17 protein-coding genes and 1 tRNA gene are annotated in these 16,579 nt (G+C 57.2%); 10 read left to right on the top strand and 8 right to left on the bottom strand.

What is annotated here, in order from left to right:
- Positions 1-162 precede the first annotated feature (162 nt).
- Together ACLGGT_RS07030 and ACLGGT_RS07025 are read right to left on the bottom strand one after the other, a co-directional pair.
- Positions 163-609 carry a hypothetical protein gene (locus ACLGGT_RS07030; RefSeq protein WP_437195423.1) on the bottom strand — a complete coding sequence of 149 codons (447 nt, stop codon included), beginning with the start codon at positions 607-609 and terminating at the stop codon, positions 163-165.
- 28 nt (positions 610-637) lie between these two features.
- Positions 638-1,519, bottom strand: a complete 882-nt coding sequence (locus ACLGGT_RS07025) for an ArdC family protein (RefSeq protein ID WP_437195422.1) — start codon at positions 1,517-1,519, stop codon at positions 638-640.
- Between the two features lie 472 nt (positions 1,520-1,991).
- On the opposite strand from ACLGGT_RS07025, the gene ACLGGT_RS07020 reads away from it, so the two are divergent.
- The gene (locus ACLGGT_RS07020; RefSeq protein ID WP_437195421.1) at positions 1,992-2,123 is read left to right on the top strand and encodes a hypothetical protein; all 132 of its coding nucleotides are present in this window, start codon (positions 1,992-1,994) and stop codon (positions 2,121-2,123) included.
- Between the two features lie 191 nt (positions 2,124-2,314).
- Positions 2,315-3,319: a tyrosine-type recombinase/integrase gene (locus ACLGGT_RS07015; protein ID WP_437195420.1), complete on the top strand. Its 1,005-nt coding sequence runs from the start codon at positions 2,315-2,317 to the stop codon at positions 3,317-3,319.
- Between the two features lie 82 nt (positions 3,320-3,401).
- Here ACLGGT_RS07015 and ACLGGT_RS07010 read toward each other — a convergent pair.
- Positions 3,402-3,478, bottom strand: a tRNA-Arg gene (locus tag ACLGGT_RS07010).
- Between the two features lie 147 nt (positions 3,479-3,625).
- Here ACLGGT_RS07010 and ACLGGT_RS07005 point away from each other — a divergent pair.
- The 5 genes from ACLGGT_RS07005 to pnp all read left to right on the top strand — a co-directional run bounded on the left by ACLGGT_RS07005 (position 3,626) and on the right by pnp (position 9,520).
- Positions 3,626-4,651 carry a LacI family DNA-binding transcriptional regulator gene (locus tag ACLGGT_RS07005; RefSeq protein ID WP_008282815.1) on the top strand — a complete coding sequence of 342 codons (1,026 nt, stop codon included), beginning with the start codon at positions 3,626-3,628 and terminating at the stop codon, positions 4,649-4,651.
- A gap of 107 nt (positions 4,652-4,758) precedes the next feature.
- The gene (locus ACLGGT_RS07000; RefSeq protein WP_008282814.1) at positions 4,759-5,706 is read left to right on the top strand and encodes an NAD(P)-dependent oxidoreductase; all 948 of its coding nucleotides are present in this window, start codon (positions 4,759-4,761) and stop codon (positions 5,704-5,706) included.
- A gap of 83 nt (positions 5,707-5,789) precedes the next feature.
- Positions 5,790-6,782, top strand: coding sequence for a calcium-binding protein (locus ACLGGT_RS06995; protein ID WP_437195419.1), 993 nt, complete (start codon positions 5,790-5,792; stop codon positions 6,780-6,782).
- 155 nt (positions 6,783-6,937) lie between these two features.
- The gene (rpsO, locus tag ACLGGT_RS06990; RefSeq protein ID WP_008282812.1) at positions 6,938-7,207 is read left to right on the top strand and encodes a 30S ribosomal protein S15; all 270 of its coding nucleotides are present in this window, start codon (positions 6,938-6,940) and stop codon (positions 7,205-7,207) included.
- 171 nt (positions 7,208-7,378) lie between these two features.
- The gene (gene pnp / locus ACLGGT_RS06985) at positions 7,379-9,520 is read left to right on the top strand and encodes a polyribonucleotide nucleotidyltransferase (RefSeq protein WP_008282811.1); all 2,142 of its coding nucleotides are present in this window, start codon (positions 7,379-7,381) and stop codon (positions 9,518-9,520) included.
- Positions 9,521-9,834: 314 nt separating this feature from the next.
- Here pnp and ACLGGT_RS06980 read toward each other — a convergent pair whose 3' ends face one another.
- Positions 9,835-10,353: a glutathione peroxidase gene (locus ACLGGT_RS06980; RefSeq protein WP_037298677.1), complete on the bottom strand. Its 519-nt coding sequence runs from the start codon at positions 10,351-10,353 to the stop codon at positions 9,835-9,837.
- Between the two features lie 121 nt (positions 10,354-10,474).
- Here ACLGGT_RS06980 and msrB point away from each other — a divergent pair, with 121 nt between their 5' ends.
- From msrB to ACLGGT_RS06965, 3 genes are read left to right on the top strand one after another with little or no spacing between them, the layout of a single operon-like run.
- Positions 10,475-10,924: a peptide-methionine (R)-S-oxide reductase MsrB gene (gene msrB / locus ACLGGT_RS06975; RefSeq protein ID WP_008282809.1), complete on the top strand. Its 450-nt coding sequence runs from the start codon at positions 10,475-10,477 to the stop codon at positions 10,922-10,924.
- Positions 10,921-11,433 (top strand): peptide-methionine (S)-S-oxide reductase MsrA, encoded by a 513-nt coding sequence (msrA, locus tag ACLGGT_RS06970; RefSeq protein ID WP_008282808.1) that lies wholly within the window; start codon positions 10,921-10,923, stop codon positions 11,431-11,433. Before msrB ends, msrA begins: the two co-directional genes overlap by 4 nt.
- A 30-nt stretch (positions 11,434-11,463) precedes the next feature.
- Positions 11,464-12,384, top strand: a complete 921-nt coding sequence (locus ACLGGT_RS06965; protein ID WP_081507213.1) for a DMT family transporter — start codon at positions 11,464-11,466, stop codon at positions 12,382-12,384.
- Position 12,385: 1 nt separating this feature from the next.
- On the opposite strand, the gene ACLGGT_RS06960 is transcribed toward ACLGGT_RS06965, so the two are convergent.
- Genes ACLGGT_RS06960 through ACLGGT_RS06945 form a run of 4 tightly spaced genes read right to left on the bottom strand, consistent with a single transcriptional unit; the run spans position 12,386 to position 16,539 of the window.
- Positions 12,386-13,711, bottom strand: coding sequence for an NAD(P)/FAD-dependent oxidoreductase (locus tag ACLGGT_RS06960; RefSeq protein ID WP_437195418.1), 1,326 nt, complete (start codon positions 13,709-13,711; stop codon positions 12,386-12,388).
- The gene (locus ACLGGT_RS06955; RefSeq protein WP_008282805.1) at positions 13,708-14,523 is read right to left on the bottom strand and encodes an ABC transporter permease; all 816 of its coding nucleotides are present in this window, start codon (positions 14,521-14,523) and stop codon (positions 13,708-13,710) included. Before ACLGGT_RS06955 ends, ACLGGT_RS06960 begins: the two co-directional genes overlap by 4 nt.
- Positions 14,520-15,410, bottom strand: coding sequence for an ABC transporter permease subunit (locus ACLGGT_RS06950; protein ID WP_008282804.1), 891 nt, complete (start codon positions 15,408-15,410; stop codon positions 14,520-14,522). The genes ACLGGT_RS06955 and ACLGGT_RS06950 overlap by 4 nt, the downstream gene beginning before the upstream one ends.
- Before the next feature lie 4 nt (positions 15,411-15,414).
- A complete protein-coding gene (locus ACLGGT_RS06945; RefSeq protein ID WP_151977604.1) occupies positions 15,415-16,539 on the bottom strand; it encodes an ABC transporter ATP-binding protein in 1,125 nt (374 codons plus the stop codon).
- Between the last annotated feature and the right edge of the window lie 40 nt (positions 16,540-16,579).

Below are 16,579 nucleotides of genomic sequence, written 5' to 3'. Positions count from 1 at the left end.
CGCGGCGCTGGCCGGTCAATCTGGCAGATTGTCGACCGGCGGTGACGGGTTCTGTGACGCCAGCGCAGCGCGTCACGGGTTCTGTCACGACGGATCGAAACACCTAGAGACATACCTCATAAAGCCCGCCGCAAGTTGTTTATGCGGCGGGCTTTGGTAGGCTCACTCCACCAAATGCAGTGTGTACATCGCTCGACCCTTGGGTGGATAGCTTAGCCGCTCAATCATCATCTCAACGCCCAAGCGCACGATGTCTTCATGATATGCGGTCTCACCTTCGGTGGCGCGCTCAAATTCCTGTTCGATCTGCGCGAAAAACGGCATGTCCTTCCCTTCTGCTTGACCTGTAAGGATGCGCTTCATCGTGTCGCCACATGCTGCAATTGCATCCAGCGCCGCCGCTTTCAGTCTGACATTCTCTGCGATGGCTGCTGCAAAAATATCTGCGAACTGCCCGTCGATCTCCGTTGCGTCTCCGAAGTGATCCTGAACCGCCGTGATCGGATCAGGGATTGCGTCTTCGACGCCATTGAAAATGTCGCGCACCGCTGCCAGCGCGGCGTCTCCGCGTGTGAACACTTCTTCTCTCGTCGCAAATTGATATGTCATTCCATGTCTCCTGTGATTTGGGGGCCGCTTATGCGGCTGCACTTTGCTGAATTTGATGAGCGGTGATGTAGTCCACCGCTTTCTGTGCTGCGCTTGCGGCGGTGAAAATGAACCTCTTGTCGCCTTTTAGGGCTTCGAGCCAACCCTCAACATATGCCCCGCTCTGCCCAAAATCCGGGGTCAACCCAAGGATGATGCAGGCCATGCAAGCCCCGATTTCGGCAACCAATTCTTCATGTGCATAGGCTTGCCGGTTCCGGCCCTTGGTCAGCCGGTCTAGGCGGGTCTCATGGCCGGTCCAATGGATCGTTTCATGCGCAAGAGTCGCGTAATAGCCGCCCGCATCATGAAACGTGCTGACCGGCGGCATGTGGATCACGTCACGCGCTGGATGATAAAACGCCTCCGCTTTTTCGGTCGTCTCGATCTGCGCCCCTGTCTCTGCAAAGAAGGCATCAAGGATTGGATCGGCGCTGGTGCCAAGATCGCGGGATTCCACTACGGCGGGACGATAGAATTCCTCGGGTAGTCCGTCGATCTGATCTGCGTTGAAAACCCTATACCCCCGCATGTACGGAATTTTGACCTCTTCCCCTGTGGCCTCGTCCTCTCTCTCAATGGTGTTGTAATAGACAACGGAAGCGGATTTCTCCCCACGGCGGACCATTCCGCCCGCCGCTTTCGCCTGCTTGAATGTGAACCAGTATGGGCTTGCATATCCTTCCTTCCCTGCGATCAGCCACAGCATCAGCGTGTTGATCCCGCGATAAGGTTCACCGCTTGAACGCAAGGGGAATCCGGCTGCTGCCTTGCTCCCTGTCCATGGCTGACGCCAAGGGGGTGTCCCTGCCTCAATCGCTTCAATGATTGAATCCGTGACATGTTGTTGAATATCGAATTGTTTAGCCATTTGTGGCCTCCCTCGGTCTCTTGCTCCCTTCCAGAATTGGACGGGCTGGCAAGTGAGCCGCGCATCGCGCGTGTCTCTCTTGCCGGACTGGCCCTCGCCGAGAGCTGGGGGGGGAACCGCCGCAACTTGAAAATCAAGACGTTCAAGGGGTGGTGCGGCCCGCAACCGAAGGTGAGGACACGGCCCGCAGAACGCCGCAGGTTTTCTGGTTGCGGTGGGGGACCGGTGGTCCCCTGACGCCGCGCCTGCGCGGCCAATAAAAAGCCAATCCCCGAGTTGTTTCAGAAAAAAAACGGTTCGGGGATTTGTAAAGGCCCAAAACAGGGTCCTATGTATGGAAACGTGAAATTTGGCCAGAATTGCAGGTTATCCACAATTCATGTGCGCTGCGCCTTGTTTCATTGGTTCATGACTGTTGATTCGTGACGGTTTTGCGCGAAAATGGGAAATGCAACTGGAAAAGGATTAAGACATGACAAAAGCGCAAATTTCTCGCAAACTGGCGGCATGGCTCGCTGTCTATGGTGAGCCGCCGATTGTGGAGATCAAGGCAGACGGGACCATGATCCTGAGGAAGCCAATGCCAGCAGGCGCGGCGGGGTAACTCCACGTGCCGTCCCCTCGCTCCCCCTCAATGCCGACGAAGCGCCAGATTGAAGAGGCGTTTCAAGTCGCCCGTGAGCTTTGCCCAGGTGTTCGCATTCGGGGTGTTGGGCCGGACGGGGTGACTTTTGAATATCCCGAGGATTCCTCGGTAAAATCTGAATGGGACGGAAAGCCATTTTCGGGGGCAGCATGAAGAAAGAAAGTTATCTACGCTCAAGAAAACGCCGGGGGCGGTGGTTCCACTACTACCGCCGCAACGGCAATGAGCAATCGCTGGGGGTTCATGGTCTTGAACCAACTGACCCAAGGGTGAAAGCGGCATATTGGGCAGAACAGGCACGATGGCAGGACATGCCGCCAGATACAGAGACGCCGGACACGGGAACGTTTGCGTGGGCAATGGACCTCTACACGTCCAGTAACGAGGGGTGGTCGAAGTATTCTGTAGGGACACGTAAATCACGCGCTGCAATCTTTGCACGTTATCGTGCAGCACAGGGAACGCGACCAGTTAAGACAATCACCTCCGATTTGGTTGAGCAATCTCTATATGCGAAAGGCGGTCACGGTGCGGTGAATGAATACAAAGCCCTCAAGCCGGTTTTTGAACACCTGCGCCGCCTCGGATTCATCAAGAAGAATCCATTCACCGGGATTGAACTGAACAAACCGAAATCTGAGGGGTTCTTGGTTGCAGATGCTGACGACATTGCTGCGTTTATGAAAGCATGGGCAGTGGGAACGCGTGAACGGCTCATCTTTGATCTTGCTCTGTACACCGGGGCGGCGCGTGTCGATCTGGCTAAACTAGGGCGCAAGAACATCAAGGATGGTCTCATTGAGTATACGCGACAGAAAAGTGGAGTGACGGCCTATGTTCCGGTCACACCAGAACTCCGTGCTGTCATCAGTCGTACTCCAGATATTTCGCCAGCATTCATTACTTCAACGCGCGGTAAACCGTACACACCTGAAAGTCTGGGGGCTCTTTTCGGCGATGCTGCGGTAGAAGCAGGTATGCAAGCGCGGCTCCACGGCCTTCGGAAAGCATTTTGCATTTACTGGGCGGAACAGGGTAAAACTGTCCACCAGATCGCGGCTATGGCGGGTCATATCAGCTTGAAAGAAGTGGAACGGTATACCCGCGCGGCGGATCGCGCCCGCATTGTAAGATTGTTGGTTGTGGGTGCTTAGAATGGGACACACAAATTCAGAATTGGGACACGCCCACGCAAACACTTGTAATTGCATGGAAAAATATCATGAAAATGGGAAATGGCGACCCCGGCAGGATTCGAACCTGCAACCTGCCCCTTAGGAGGGGGCTGCTCTATCCTGTTGAGCCACGGGGCCACGCGGGGAACTGATTAGCGCGAGCGAGGGCCTTTGTCATCGTCCGATTTCCCTGTCAGCGTGTTTTGCCGTGGATTCACGCAGGCAGCTTGATCCTGTCAGGGTGTTCGCGGTAACAAAGGCGTAGGACCTTGTGGACATCCCTCCGTGACCCAGCATGACAGACATCCCCTGACCCTTCGCGACGTGTCCGAGGCCGCGGGCGTGTCTGAAATGACGGTAAGCCGCGTTCTGCGCAATAAGGGCGATGTTTCGGAGGGCACGCGGCAACGGGTGCTCGAAGCGGCCAAGCGGTTAGGATACGTGCCCAACAAGATTGCGGGGGCTTTGGCCAGTCAGCGCGTCAATCTTGTTGCGGTTATCATTCCGTCGATGTCGAACATGGTTTTTCCCGAGGTGATGACCGGAATTAGCCGAGTTCTTGAGGAAACCGAGTTGCAACCCGTGGTCGGGCTGACAGGATACCGGCCTGAGAAAGAGGAAAAAGTCCTCTACGAAATGCTGTCCTGGCGCCCGTCTGGCGTGATCATCGCAGGGCTGGAGCATTCGGATGCAAGCCGCGCCATGTTGCGGGCAAGCGGGATTCCCGTGGTCGAGATCATGGATGTGGACGGCACACCGATTGACTCGGTCGTGGGGATTTCGCACCGGCGCGCCGGGCAGCAGATGGCGCAAGCTATCATCAAGGCAGGCTATCGGCGGATCGGGTTCATGGGCACCAAGATGCCACTCGACCACAGAGCGCGCAAACGCTTTGAGGGATTTACCGAAGCTCTGGCCAAGGCTGGGATCGAGATGGCGGATCACGAGTTTTACTCTGGTGGATCAGCGCTTCTCAAGGGGCGGGAAATGACCGCTGAGATGCTACGGCGTACACCGGATCTGGATTTCCTCTATTATTCCAACGACATGATTGGGGCGGGCGGGCTGCTCTATCTGTTAGAGCAGGGGATCGACATTCCCAATGATATGGGGCTCGCTGGCTTTAATGGCGTCGAACTGTTGGAAGGGTTGCCGCGGGCACTTGCAACGATGGACGCCTGCCGGCTGGAGATCGGGCGGCGTGCCGCCGAGATCATCGCGGCCCGCGCGTCAAACCCCGAGGATAGTGCCCCGGTGCGCATCACGCTCGAGCCGACGCTGAGCCTTGGCGATACATTGCGGCGGCGCTGATCATCTTTTGCCTGAAACTGTCGCAAATGGCTTTGCAATTCGGAACCGAATCGCAAAAGGCTGCGCGGAGTCGTCCAAAGAGCGGCGCAGGGAGAGGATAAAAAAACATGAAGATCGGTTTCATCGGGCTGGGCAATGTGGGCGGCAAACTGTCGGGCAGTCTGCTGCGCAATGGCCATGATCTGACAGTGCATGATCTGAACGCGGATCTGGTCAGTGATTTTGTCGCGCGCGGGGCCAAGGCAGCCACAAGCCCGGCACAGATGATGCGCGACTGCGAGGTGGTGATCACCTGTCTGCCGTCGCCTGCGGCGTCGGATGCGGTAATGCAGCAGATGCTGCCAGAGGTCGGGCCTGGCAAGATCTGGATGGAAATGTCCACCACCGATGCCGATGAAATCCGCCGTTTGGGCGGGCTTGTGATCGCGGCAGGCGGGGCGGCGGTGGATTGTCCGGTTTCAGGTGGGTGCCACCGGGCCGATACCGGCAATATCTCGATCTTTGCGGGCTGCGACCGCGCCACGTTTGAACGGATTCTGCCGCTCTTGAAAACCTTGGGTCGGCGGCTCTTGCACACGGGTGAGATCGGCAGCGCCTCTTTGCTCAAGGTGATGACGAATTATCTGGCGACCGCCAATCTGCTGACGCTGTGTGAGGCGATGGTGACGATGAAGGGCGCGGGGCTGGACCTTGCGACCACTTATGAAGCCATCAAGATCAGTTCCGGCACGTCCTTTGTGCATGAGACCGAAAGTCAGGTGATCCTGAACGGCAGCCGCGACATCAGCTTTACCATGGACCTGGTGAAGAAAGACATCGGCCTGTTTCAAAAGATTGCCGATGACGCAGGCGTGCCGCTGGAAATTTCCCCCCTGATGATCTCGATCTTTGATGACGGTATCCGGCGTTATGGCGCACGTGCGCAGTCAGATGACATCATTCGGCGACTTGAAGAGGCGACCGGCCTCGACATTCGTGCGCCCGGCTTTCCGGCCGAGATGGTCGACGACGAGCCCGAGGAACAGGGCTATGAGGTGGTGCCACCGGGGCGGTAGACGGTTAACCACGGTTACAGGAAAGATTTGCCAGACGGGCACGCCGGGCGTCTAATCGTTGCGGGTCTAGTGAGTGGCGTGCAATGTTGATGTTTGCGAGTCTTTTGGGGATGGTCGCGGTTGGGGCGGCGGCGTTCGTCGGCCTTCAGCCTGCGACCGACGAGCCTGAGGACGAGGGCGACCAGTCGGAGAGTGACAACGAGGGGCCTCGTCTGCTTGATGGTATCTTTGGGCACGATGCGCCTATCGGCATGGGCGAGATTATCAACGGGACGCCCGAGGCAGAGACGCTGACTGGAACCGAGGGTGGCGATCAGCTCCACGGGCAGGGGTCGGACGATACGATTTTCGGCGGCATAGGGGATGACAGCCTGCTTGGTGGCTTCGGCAATGATCGGATTTCCGGAGATGCCGGCGATGACACGCTCCATGGTGGGGACGGGATGGATTCCCTCTTTGGCGGAGAGGGCGCAGATACTCTCTATGGCCACAATGACGCGGATGAACTCTCTGGCGGCGATGGCGATGACAGTCTGGTCGGTAGCGCCGGGAATGATCTGTTGCGCGGGGATGCGGGCCACGATGCGCTGCATGGCGATATCGGCGATGACACGTTGCAGGGGGGGCTCGGGCAGGACACGCTGTTTGGCGGTTGGGGCGATGATGTGCTGGTCGGGCTGGTCGATGACATCGCAACGCCCACGCTTGATGACAGCGACGCGCGCGACTTTCTGAATGGCGGCTCCGGTAACGATCTTATCCTTGCTGGTCACGGCGATCTGGTTACCACCGGGGCAGGTGCCGATACGGTGCTGCTGGGGGATTGGATCGAAGAAGGTCAGGCGGTCGAAATCGTTGATTTTCAACCCGAAGAGGACCGGCTGATCGTATTTTACGATGTGCAGGCTGGCGACGAACCAAGCCTGAGCCTTGAACCGGAGCCAGAGGGAGGGACATCGCAAGCCGTGTTGCTGAACGGGGTCCAGATCGCGACGATTGGCAATGCCACGGGCCTGACCCTTGATCACATCGCGCTCTTGCCACGCGAGGCTCTGCCAGTGATCCGCGGTCTCTAGCCGCAGACAAACGGCACATCGCGATTCACGCTTTCCATTTCAGGCATTTTCCCCTATACGCGCGTATCCTTTGGGCACGGTCCCAAGGGTGTTCCATGGACCTTGCTGGACGACATCCCGGCTTGTGCCCGACACTTTTATGCAAGGAGACCCCGATGTCGATTACTGCCGCAGAAAAAGACCGCGTTATCAAGGAATTCGCAACCAAAGAAGGCGACACAGGTTCGCCCGAAGTGCAGATTGCAATCCTGACCTCGCGGATCACCACGCTGACTGAGCATTTCAAGACCCACAAGAAAGACAACCATGGTCGTCGTGGTCTCTTGATGATGGTGGCACAGCGCCGCAAGCTGCTGGATTACCTCAAGGGCAAGAATGAGGCCCGCTATCAGGACCTCATCAAGCGCCTCGGCATCCGCCGCTAAGACAAAATACCGCGCCCCCAATAGGGCGCGGTTTTCGTATGATCCGATTGCTGTCCCGGTTTGGCTTTGCCGAGAGAGCAGGATGAAGAACCAAAAGCCGCGGGGCAATGCGGCCCCGGATGCAAATGGGCCCGACGGGATACGCCCGGACCGGCCAACTTAGGAAACGTGATGTTCAAAGAGACGAAAAAATCGATGCAGTGGGGGGAGGAAACCCTCACTCTGGAAACTGGCAAAATCGCCCGTCAGGCGGATGGGACTGTGATTGCCACGCTTGGCGAGACCTCGGTCATGGCCAATGTGACCTTTGCCAAAGAGGCAAAACCCGGTCAGGATTTCTTTCCGCTGACCGTGCATTATCAAGAGAAATACTATGCCGCAGGCAAGGTGCCCGGCGGCTTTTTCAAGCGCGAAGCGCGCCCCTCTGAGAAAGAGACGCTGACCGCACGCTTGATCGACCGTCCGATCCGCCCGCTGTTTGTGCCGGGTTTCAAACATGAAACGTTGGTAATGTGCACCGTGCTGAGCCACGATCTGGTGAATGATCCCGATATCGTGGCCTTGATCGCAACCTCTGCGGCGCTGACGATTTCGGGCGCGCCCTTTATGGGTCCGATTGCAGGGTGCCGCGTGGGTTTTGTGGACGGGGAATATATCCTCAACCCCGAAATCGACGACATGCACGATCTGCGCAACAACCCCGAGCAGCGTCTCGATCTGGTTGTCGCAGGCACCAAAGATGCCGTGATGATGGTGGAATCCGAGGCCTATGAGCTGACCGAAGAGGAAATGCTGGGCGCGGTCACCTTTGCGCATGAACAGCTCAAGCCGGTTTGCGATCTGATCATCTCGTTGGCCGAAGACTGTGCCAAAGAGCCGTTCAATTTCACCCCGCCGGATTACTCTGATCTTTATGCGGCTGTGAAAGCAGCCGGTGAAGAGCAGATGCGCGCCGCCTTTGCCATTCGCGACAAGCAGGAGCGCACCCATGCGATTTCCGCTGCCCGCGAGGCGATCAAGGCCAAGCTAAGCGATGAGCAGCTTGAGGATCAGAACCTTGGTTCGGCGTTCAAGAAGCTGGAATCGACGGTTCTGCGCGGTGACGTTGTCAAGAATGGCAACCGGATCGACGGGCGTCGTTTGGATGAAATCCGTCCCATCGTATGCGAAACCGGCCTCTTGCCGCGGACCCATGGCTCGTCGCTGTTCACGCGTGGCGAAACGCAGGCACTGGTTGTGACCACCCTTGGCACCGGCGATGATGAACAGTTCATCGACGCGCTGCACGGCAATTTCAAATCCAACTTCCTGCTGCATTACAACTTCCCCCCCTATTCGGTGGGCGAAGCTGGGCGGGTCGGGGCACCGGGACGTCGTGAAATCGGTCACGGCAAACTCGCGTGGCGCGCGCTTCAGGCGGTTCTGCCGCCGGCGACGGATTTCCCCTATACCGTGCGTCTGGTGTCCGAGATCACGGAATCGAACGGTTCTTCGTCCATGGCGTCAGTCTGTGGCGGGTCGCTGTCGATGATGGATGCGGGCGTGCCGCTCAAGACATCCGTGGCCGGCGTGGCCATGGGTCTGGTTCTGGAAGAAGACGGCTCTTTTGCGATCCTGTCGGATATTCTGGGGGATGAAGATCACCTGGGCGATATGGATTTCAAGGTGGCTGGCACCGCAGACGGTATCACCTCGCTTCAGATGGATATCAAGGTCGCAGGCATTACACCTGAGATCATGAAAAAGGCGCTGGAACAGGCGAAAGCCGGGCGTTTGCACATCCTTGGTGAAATGAACAAGGCACTCTCGGGCGCGGCAGAGTTCAGCGTACACGCACCGCGTATCGAGACCATGCAGATTCCCACCGACAAGATCCGTGAAGTCATCGGGTCGGGCGGCAAGGTGATCCGCGAGATCGTCGAGGTGTCTGGCGCCAAGGTCGATATCAACGACGAAGGCATCATTAAGATCGCATCGCCGAACGGGGAATCGATCAAGAAAGCCTATGACATGATCTGGTCGATCGTGGCCGAGCCGGAAGAGGGCAAGGTCTATGACGGCAAGGTCGTCAAACTTGTGGATTTTGGCGCTTTCGTCAATTTCTTTGGCAAGCGGGACGGTCTGGTGCATGTCAGCCAGATCGAGAACCGACGCCTGAACCATCCGAGCGATGTGCTCAAGGAAGGGCAGGACGTAAAGGTCAAACTCTTGGGCTTTGACGATCGCGGCAAGGTGCGTCTGTCGATGAAAGTTGTCGATCAAGTCACTGGCGAAGAAATCGTGCCTGAGAAGGGTGAAAAAGAAGCCGAGTAAGAAGGCATCTCAAGACGTGAAAGGAGGCCCCGGTGGAAACACTGGGGCCTCTCTTTTTTCAATCTGGCCAACGGCGGCGCAAAGGTAAGGTTTTCCATACGGGCCTTTAACCTGATTTATTCCCCATGAATGAAGGCGTGGTTTCTGCGATATGTATCCATGTGGATAGGTATACTTGTGCTCTGGTCTCTGTTGTTTTGTAATTGGCTGTGCCATCACTCACGTTCTTGCACGCCAATGCGCGCCCCGGTGGAAACACCGGGGTTTTGCATTTCAGGGCAATCGGCATCAGTTGCGCGTGATTTACGGCGCAGTTAGTTGAGCATCGCCTCAATCTTTTCCGTGATCTGGCCCGAGGTTGGGCGCGTGGTAGAGCCCCACGTGCCAGCAACACGGCCATCAGGGGCTATCAATACCTTGTTGAAGTTCCACGTTGGCGCAAAACCGGTCTCGGCCAGAACCGACGCATAGAAGGGGTGCACCGCCTCGCCGCGCACCGAGGTGATCGTCGTCATTGGGATGTCGAGGCCAAAGTTTACCTCGCAAAATTCCTTGACCTCTGCCTCGCTCGACAGCTCTTGCCTAAAGTCATCCGACGGCACCGCAAGCACAACAAGGCCACGGTCACGGTACTGATCATAGAGGGCCTGAAGCCCGTCGTATTGAGGGGTAAAGCCACAGCGCGAGGCGGTGTTGACCACAAGAACAGGTTGCCCCGCCCACTCAGAGAGGCGAATTTCACCGCCGTCAATATTGCCAAAAGGCGCGTCTAGATCGAGCGCCATGGCTGGTACCGAAATAAGGGACGCAAGTATGATCGCGATGACACGCATGGTATCCTCCTGCTTTGGTAAGAGTACGCGACACGCTCGGCTTCGGATCACCACGACAGGTATTTGATTTTCGCGGCGAAGATCCATCTGTTACCATGGATCTATCACAGGAGGCGCAGACTTGACCCAATATCTCAAGACGTCGGAAAAAATCGCGGCCCTCAGCCCCGAGCAATTCCGGATAACACAAAAGAACGGAACGGAGCATCCCGGAACCGGCAAATACCTGCACAACAAAGAGCCGGGGATTTACGTGGATGTCGTAAGCGGGGAGCCGCTTTTTGCCAGTTCGGATAAATACGAGTCCGGTTGCGGCTGGCCTAGCTTTACCAAGCCGCTGGAGCCTGCACATGTCAAGGAGTTGCATGATTTCACCCTTGGTATGATCCGGACCGAAGTGCGCAGCGCTCATGGCGACAGCCATCTTGGTCATGTTTTTCCAGACGGTCCGCGCGACCGCGGGGGCTTGCGCTATTGCATCAACTCAGCGAGCCTGCGATTCATACATCGTGACGACATGGAAGCAGAGGGATACGGGGCGTATCTCGATCAGGTGGAGGATGTGACATGAGCGAACGCGCTGTTTTGGCGGGGGGTTGTTTCTGGGGCATGCAGGATCTGATCCGCAAGCTGCCCGGCGTAATCTCAACCAGCGTGGGGTATACGGGCGGGGATGTGGCGAATGCGACCTATCGCAATCACGGAACCCATGCAGAAGGGATCGAGATTTTCTTTGATCCGGCGCGCATCAGCTATCGCCGGTTGCTCGAGTTCTTCTTTCAGATCCATGATCCGACCACGATGAACCGGCAGGGCAATGATATCGGGCTCAGCTATCGGTCTGCTATCTACTATTGCAATGATGCGCAAAAGGCCGAAGCGCTGCGCACGATTGCCGATGTCGAGGCCAGCGGCATTTGGCCGGGCAAGGTGGTGACAGAGGTGGAGCCAGTTGGAGAGTTCTGGGAGGCGGAGCCAGAGCATCAGGATTATCTCAAACGCTTCCCTCAGGGCTATACTTGTCACTTCCCACGCGCGGATTGGGTGCTGCCCCGAAAGGCCGCAGAAACCGACGCTTAACACCGGACAGAGGGTGTTGGAGCCAAGACCATGCGCCCTCTGACGGGAATATCGCTCAAACTTATTTCGGTGATGCTCTTCATCACCATGTCATCGCTGATCAAGGCCACGGCGGCGCATGTGCCGCCGGGCGAAGCCGTGTTTTTTCGCTCTTTCTTTGCCATCCCAGTGATTCTCGTGTGGTTGACGCTGAGAGGGGATCTGCGCACAGGGCTCAAGGCCACTTCACCACTCAATCATTTTTGGCGGGGCTTTGTAGGCACAGCCGCAATGGGGCTTAGTTTCGCCGCCTTGGGCATGCTGCCGCTACCCGAGGTGACGGCGCTTGGGTATGCCGCGCCGCTTTTGGTTGTGGTTTTTGCAGCGATGTTTCTCAACGAGCAGGTCGGCGTTGTCCGGATTGGCGCGGTAGCGCTTGGTCTTGGGGGGGTGCTGATCGTTTTGGCACCACGCCTGACGGCACTGAGCGGGCCAACAGTAGAGACCGTGCAAGCGGTCGGCGCGATGCTGGCCCTGACGGGGGCAATCTGTGCGGCGCTTGCGCAGATTTATGTGCGCAAACTGGTCCAGACCGAAGAAACCAGCGCGATTGTGTTCTATTTCTCGGTCACGTCGACGGTGCTGTCCTTTCTGACTATTCCGTTCGGCTGGGTCATGCCGACCGGACCGGAGCTTGGGCTGCTTGTTCTGGCGGGGTTGCTTGGCGGGTTGGGCCAGATCTTTCTGACCTCCTCGTATCGCTTTGCCGACGCCAGCGTAGTGGCTCCGTTCGACTATGCCTCGATCCTGTTTGCACTTGGCATTGGCTATTTCATCTTTGACGAAGTGCCAACGCGCGCCATGCTGACAGGCGCATCACTGGTTATTCTGGCGGGAATTCTCATCATCTGGCGCGAGCGGCAATTGGGCATAAGGCGCAACAAAGCGCGCTCTGCCCGTACTCCAGAATAGATCAGCCTCCGGTGAGTGTCGCCAGCGCATAAGGTGGCCACAGCATCGCGCGGCGAAAACGGCCCAAGGGCCATTTGCCCGGCGGTTTGGCCATGATTTCGGGATAGAGGGTGCGGGTGGTGCGGTTCATCGCCAGATCGGCCAGGATCGCGCCAGCATAGCTTGCCATTGCCACACCATTGCCGTGATAGCTCAGGCCGGTGAAGGCACCCGGCATATCCGGAATCGGCCCGGCGTAGGGCGTTAAATCCGGGGCCAATGAGAGCAGCCCATTCCAGCTATATGGTGTCTCGACGTGGCGCCACGCCGGAAACATCGCCTCGAAATGCCGCCGGATCGTGCGATGCATGCGGACATCGAATCCCGGCGAACTGAAAAGGCCCCCGCGCATACCAAAGAGCATGCGGTTGTCAGGCATCAGGCGAAAATAATGCAGAAAAAAACGGTCATCATAGCACATTTGCCGCGTGGTCCAGCCTTGGTCAGCCAGCTCTGCCTCGGTCAGGGGGCGGGTGACGATGACGTTGGACTGTGTGGGGATATAGCGCCCACGCATCCAACCCGGCAGATCGTCCGATGAATACCCATTGGTGGCGACGATCAGACGGCGGGCGGTGATCTGTGCCTTTGGGGTTGTGAGAGTAAAGCTGTTGGTCTGTCGAATGCCGGTCACAGGTGAGTGGGCGTAAATCCGTGCGCCTGCCCGGCTTGCGGCACCGGCAAGACCGATTGTGTATTTAAACGGGTTGAGGGCCACGCCAAGAGGAGTCGTAAGCGCCGCGTAGAACGGGCCTTTCATTCCCATTTGGGTCAACTCAGAGCCGGGGATCAGCGTGGGTGTAACCCCATAATCGGCTTTGATCCGGGCGGCGCGGTCAGCAAAGCCTGCGGCGGCTTTGACGGTGTGAGCAAGCACCGTTTCACCGTCGGAATGAACATCCGGCCTAATCCCGTGGGTGTCGATCAAGGAGCGGGTCAAGCGCACCGCTTCAACCTCGCTCTGGCGGTATTCGCGGCGCGCGGATTCGCCGTGCATCTTGCGGAGCATGGCATCCGACGCCGCAGAGCCACCAAGGCAGCAGAAGCCGCCATTTCGCCCAGAAGCACCCCATGCGGGCGTCTGCGCCTCGAACACACGCACATCTTGCCCCGCCTCAGCAAGATGCAAAGCAGCGGAAAGCCCAGTGAACCCTGCGCCAATCACTGCAACATCGCAGGTGATCGTTCCCTCTGCGGTAGGGTAATCAGGCCGGTCTGCCGTGGTTTGCCAATAGCCACGCTCTCTTGGCCCTTCACCATAGGTATGGGCCGGAAATACCCGACTCATGCGCGCACGGCGGCGCGTTCGTCAGCCTGCTGGCGCAGGGAGGCACGTTTGGTAATCAGCGAGGCAGAAATCACGCCGACAGCGACAATGCCAATCATGATGGTCGAGAGCGCATTGATCTCGGGCGACACCCCAAGGCGCACCGCCGACCAAATCTTGATCGGAAGGGTGGTTGCCGAAGGACCAGCAGTAAAGCTGGCGATCACGAGGTCATCAAGCGACAGGGTAAATGCCAAAAGCCAGCCCGAGATAACCGCAGGCGCGATGATCGGCAGCGTGACAAGGCGGAAGGCGTCAAAATGCGAGCAACCCAGATCAAGCGCCGCTTCTTCCAGAGAGCGATCAAAGGTCACAAGCCGCGACGAGACAACGACAGAAACGAAACACATCGAAAAGGTAGTATGCGCGAGGATGATGGTAAAAATTCCGCGATCAAGACCAATCCCGATGAATAGAAGCAGCAACGACAGGCCAGTGATCACCTCTGGCATGACCAATGGGGCATAGATCATACCGGAAAACAGTGTGCGCCCATAAAAGCGCCCAGCGCGGACCAAAACGAGGGCCGCCATAGTGCCCAAGATCGTTGCGATGGTAGAAGAGGCCACCGCCACCTTGACCGTCACCCAAGCGGCATCAAGGAAAGACTGGTTGCTGAGCAATTCACCGTACCATTTGGTCGAGAACCCGGCCCAGACCGTGACCAACTTGGACTCGTTGAAGCTATAGGTGATCAGGATGATCATCGGCAGGTAGAGAAAGGCAAAACCAAGCGTCAGCGAGGTGGCGTTGAACCATGTGAGCCGTCTCATTCTTCGGCCTCCCGCTGTTTTTGCTCGTTACGTTGAAAGAGCACGATAGGGATGATCAGGATCAGCAAAAGAACAACTGCCACGGCACTGGCCACAGGCCAGTCACGGTTATTAAAGAACTCCTCCCACAGGACCTTGCCGATCATCAGGGTCTGCGATCCGCCCAAGAGGGAGGGAATAACGAACTCGCCAATGACTGGGATGAACACAAGAAAGCAACCCGCAATGATACCGGTCTTCGACAGCGGCACCGTGATCAGCCAAAACGCCTTCATTCTCGAACAGCCAAGATCCTCGGCCGCTTCAAGCAGGGAACCATCCATCCGCTCGAGCGCGGAATAAATCGGAAGGATCATGAACGGCAGGTAGGTGTAGACAATGCCGATGTAAACCGCCGTGGGCGTGTTGAGGATGATCAACGGCTCAGAGATAACGCCGAGCTTCAAGAGCACCTGATTGAGATAACCTTCCGTCGAAAGAATACCCATCCAAGAGTAAACCCGGATGAGAAAACTGGTCCAAAACGGCAGGATCACGAGCATCATCAAGGTCGGGCGCCAGTGATCGGGTGCGTTGGCCATGCCATAGGCTATCGGATACCCAACCAACAGCGTGAGAAGAGTAGCAAAAAAGGCGATCTGGAGTGAAGAAATATACGCCTTCCAATAAAGATCATCGGTCGTCAAAAAGAGGAAATTGTCAAAATCAAGCGCGCTGAAAAACGTCTTGATGCTTTCCCAACCCTGCGAGAACTCCAAGGTTGGGGTATAGGGCGGAATGGCTGTGGCGATATCGCTCAGGCTGATCTTGAATACGATCAGGAACGGCACCAGAAACAGCGCCAGAAGCCAGATATATGGCAGGAATATCAGGGCAAAGCGGCGCATCCCCCTACCCTTTCAAGAGCACGGCGGCGGTGTCGGTCCACGACAGCCAGACGGTGTCTTCCCAAGTAAAGCCACGCCGGGACAGGCGGCGCGTATTGGCGGTTTGCGCCTTGATCATCTGACCATTGGGCAGGGCCACGTGATAGGTCGAGAGATTGCCAAGATAGGCGATGTCGATGATCTTGCCCTGCACGGCATTGCGGCGGTCAGCCGGTTGTTCGGCGCTGATTGCCACTTTTTCAGGGCGAAGTGCGATGTGACAGGTCTCGCCATTGTCAAAGGCGGTCTCTGTTTCGGCATAAAGCGGCGTCATGCCTTCGGCATAGGCGATTTCATACCCTTCCCCAGATTTGCGGGCGGTGCCGGGGATGATCGTGACCTCGCCGATAAAATCGGCCACGTAAACGGAATTCGGCAGCTCATAGATGCGCGCGGGCGTGTCGGCCTGAATGATACGGCCATTGTCCATCACCGCCACGCGGCTAGCTACAGTCATCGCCTCTTCTTGATCGTGGGTCACGATAACGAATGTGGTGCCAGTTTTTTCTTGGATGTCCATCAGCTCGAACTGGGTCGCCTGACGCAGTTTCGCATCAAGGGCGCCAAGCGGTTCATCGAGCAAAAGTAGTTTGGGTGCCTTGGCAAGGCTGCGCGCAAGGGCCACGCGCTGACGCTGACCGCCAGAAATCTGATGCGGCTTGCGCTTGGCGAATTGTTGCAGGCGCGTCAGCTTGAGCATTTCGTCAACACGGGCGGCGATTTCGTCCTTTGGCTTGCCATCGCGCTTGAGACCAAAGGCGATGTTTTCCCAGACCGACAAATGCGGAAACAGCGCATAGGACTGAAACATCATGTTCACAGAGCGCTTGTTTGGGGGGATCGGCGCAAGGTCTTGACCGGCTAGGATAATCTTGCCTTCGGTCGGCTTTTCAAATCCCGCTAACATGCGCATCATCGTCGTCTTGCCGCAGCCCGAAGGGCCAAGCAATGCAAAGAACTCGCGTTCGTAGATGTCGAATGTCTGGTTGTCGATCGCGGTAAAATCACCAAACCGCTTGGTCACGCCCTTGAATTGGATAAGCGGCTTTGCCTTGGGATCATTCCAAGGCTCGAAAACAACTTGTGCCATACCTGCCCCCGACTGTTTGAGAGTGCCCGCGCAGGGCCTA

The organism is Roseovarius sp. MS2 (genome assembly GCF_051447875.1).
Lineage (GTDB): Bacteria > Pseudomonadota > Alphaproteobacteria > Rhodobacterales > Rhodobacteraceae > Roseovarius > Roseovarius mucosus_A.
This window is presented reverse-complemented; position numbering and strand designations above follow the sequence as displayed.

What these genes read in the sequence shown, in the direction of transcription:
- ACLGGT_RS07030 (WP_437195423.1), bottom strand. Translation starts at nt 609, where the DNA reads ATGACATATCAATTTGCGACGAGAGAAGAAGTGTTCACACGCGGAGAC.
- ACLGGT_RS07025 (WP_437195422.1), bottom strand. Translation starts at nt 1,519, where the DNA reads ATGGCTAAACAATTCGATATTCAACAACATGTCACGGATTCAATCATT.
- ACLGGT_RS07020 (WP_437195421.1), top strand. Translation starts at nt 1,992, where the DNA reads ATGACAAAAGCGCAAATTTCTCGCAAACTGGCGGCATGGCTCGCTGTC.
- ACLGGT_RS07015 (WP_437195420.1), top strand. Translation starts at nt 2,315, where the DNA reads ATGAAGAAAGAAAGTTATCTACGCTCAAGAAAACGCCGGGGGCGGTGG.
- ACLGGT_RS07000 (WP_008282814.1), top strand. Translation starts at nt 4,759, where the DNA reads ATGAAGATCGGTTTCATCGGGCTGGGCAATGTGGGCGGCAAACTGTCG.
- ACLGGT_RS06995 (WP_437195419.1), top strand. Translation starts at nt 5,790, where the DNA reads ATGTTGATGTTTGCGAGTCTTTTGGGGATGGTCGCGGTTGGGGCGGCG.
- rpsO (WP_008282812.1), top strand. Translation starts at nt 6,938, where the DNA reads ATGTCGATTACTGCCGCAGAAAAAGACCGCGTTATCAAGGAATTCGCA.
- pnp (WP_008282811.1), top strand. Translation starts at nt 7,379, where the DNA reads ATGTTCAAAGAGACGAAAAAATCGATGCAGTGGGGGGAGGAAACCCTC.
- ACLGGT_RS06980 (WP_037298677.1), bottom strand. Translation starts at nt 10,353, where the DNA reads ATGCGTGTCATCGCGATCATACTTGCGTCCCTTATTTCGGTACCAGCC.
- msrA (WP_008282808.1), top strand. Translation starts at nt 10,921, where the DNA reads ATGAGCGAACGCGCTGTTTTGGCGGGGGGTTGTTTCTGGGGCATGCAG.
- ACLGGT_RS06965 (WP_081507213.1), top strand. Translation starts at nt 11,464, where the DNA reads ATGCGCCCTCTGACGGGAATATCGCTCAAACTTATTTCGGTGATGCTC.
- ACLGGT_RS06960 (WP_437195418.1), bottom strand. Translation starts at nt 13,711, where the DNA reads ATGAGTCGGGTATTTCCGGCCCATACCTATGGTGAAGGGCCAAGAGAG.
- ACLGGT_RS06955 (WP_008282805.1), bottom strand. Translation starts at nt 14,523, where the DNA reads ATGAGACGGCTCACATGGTTCAACGCCACCTCGCTGACGCTTGGTTTT.
- ACLGGT_RS06950 (WP_008282804.1), bottom strand. Translation starts at nt 15,410, where the DNA reads ATGCGCCGCTTTGCCCTGATATTCCTGCCATATATCTGGCTTCTGGCG.
- ACLGGT_RS06945 (WP_151977604.1), bottom strand. Translation starts at nt 16,539, where the DNA reads ATGGCACAAGTTGTTTTCGAGCCTTGGAATGATCCCAAGGCAAAGCCG.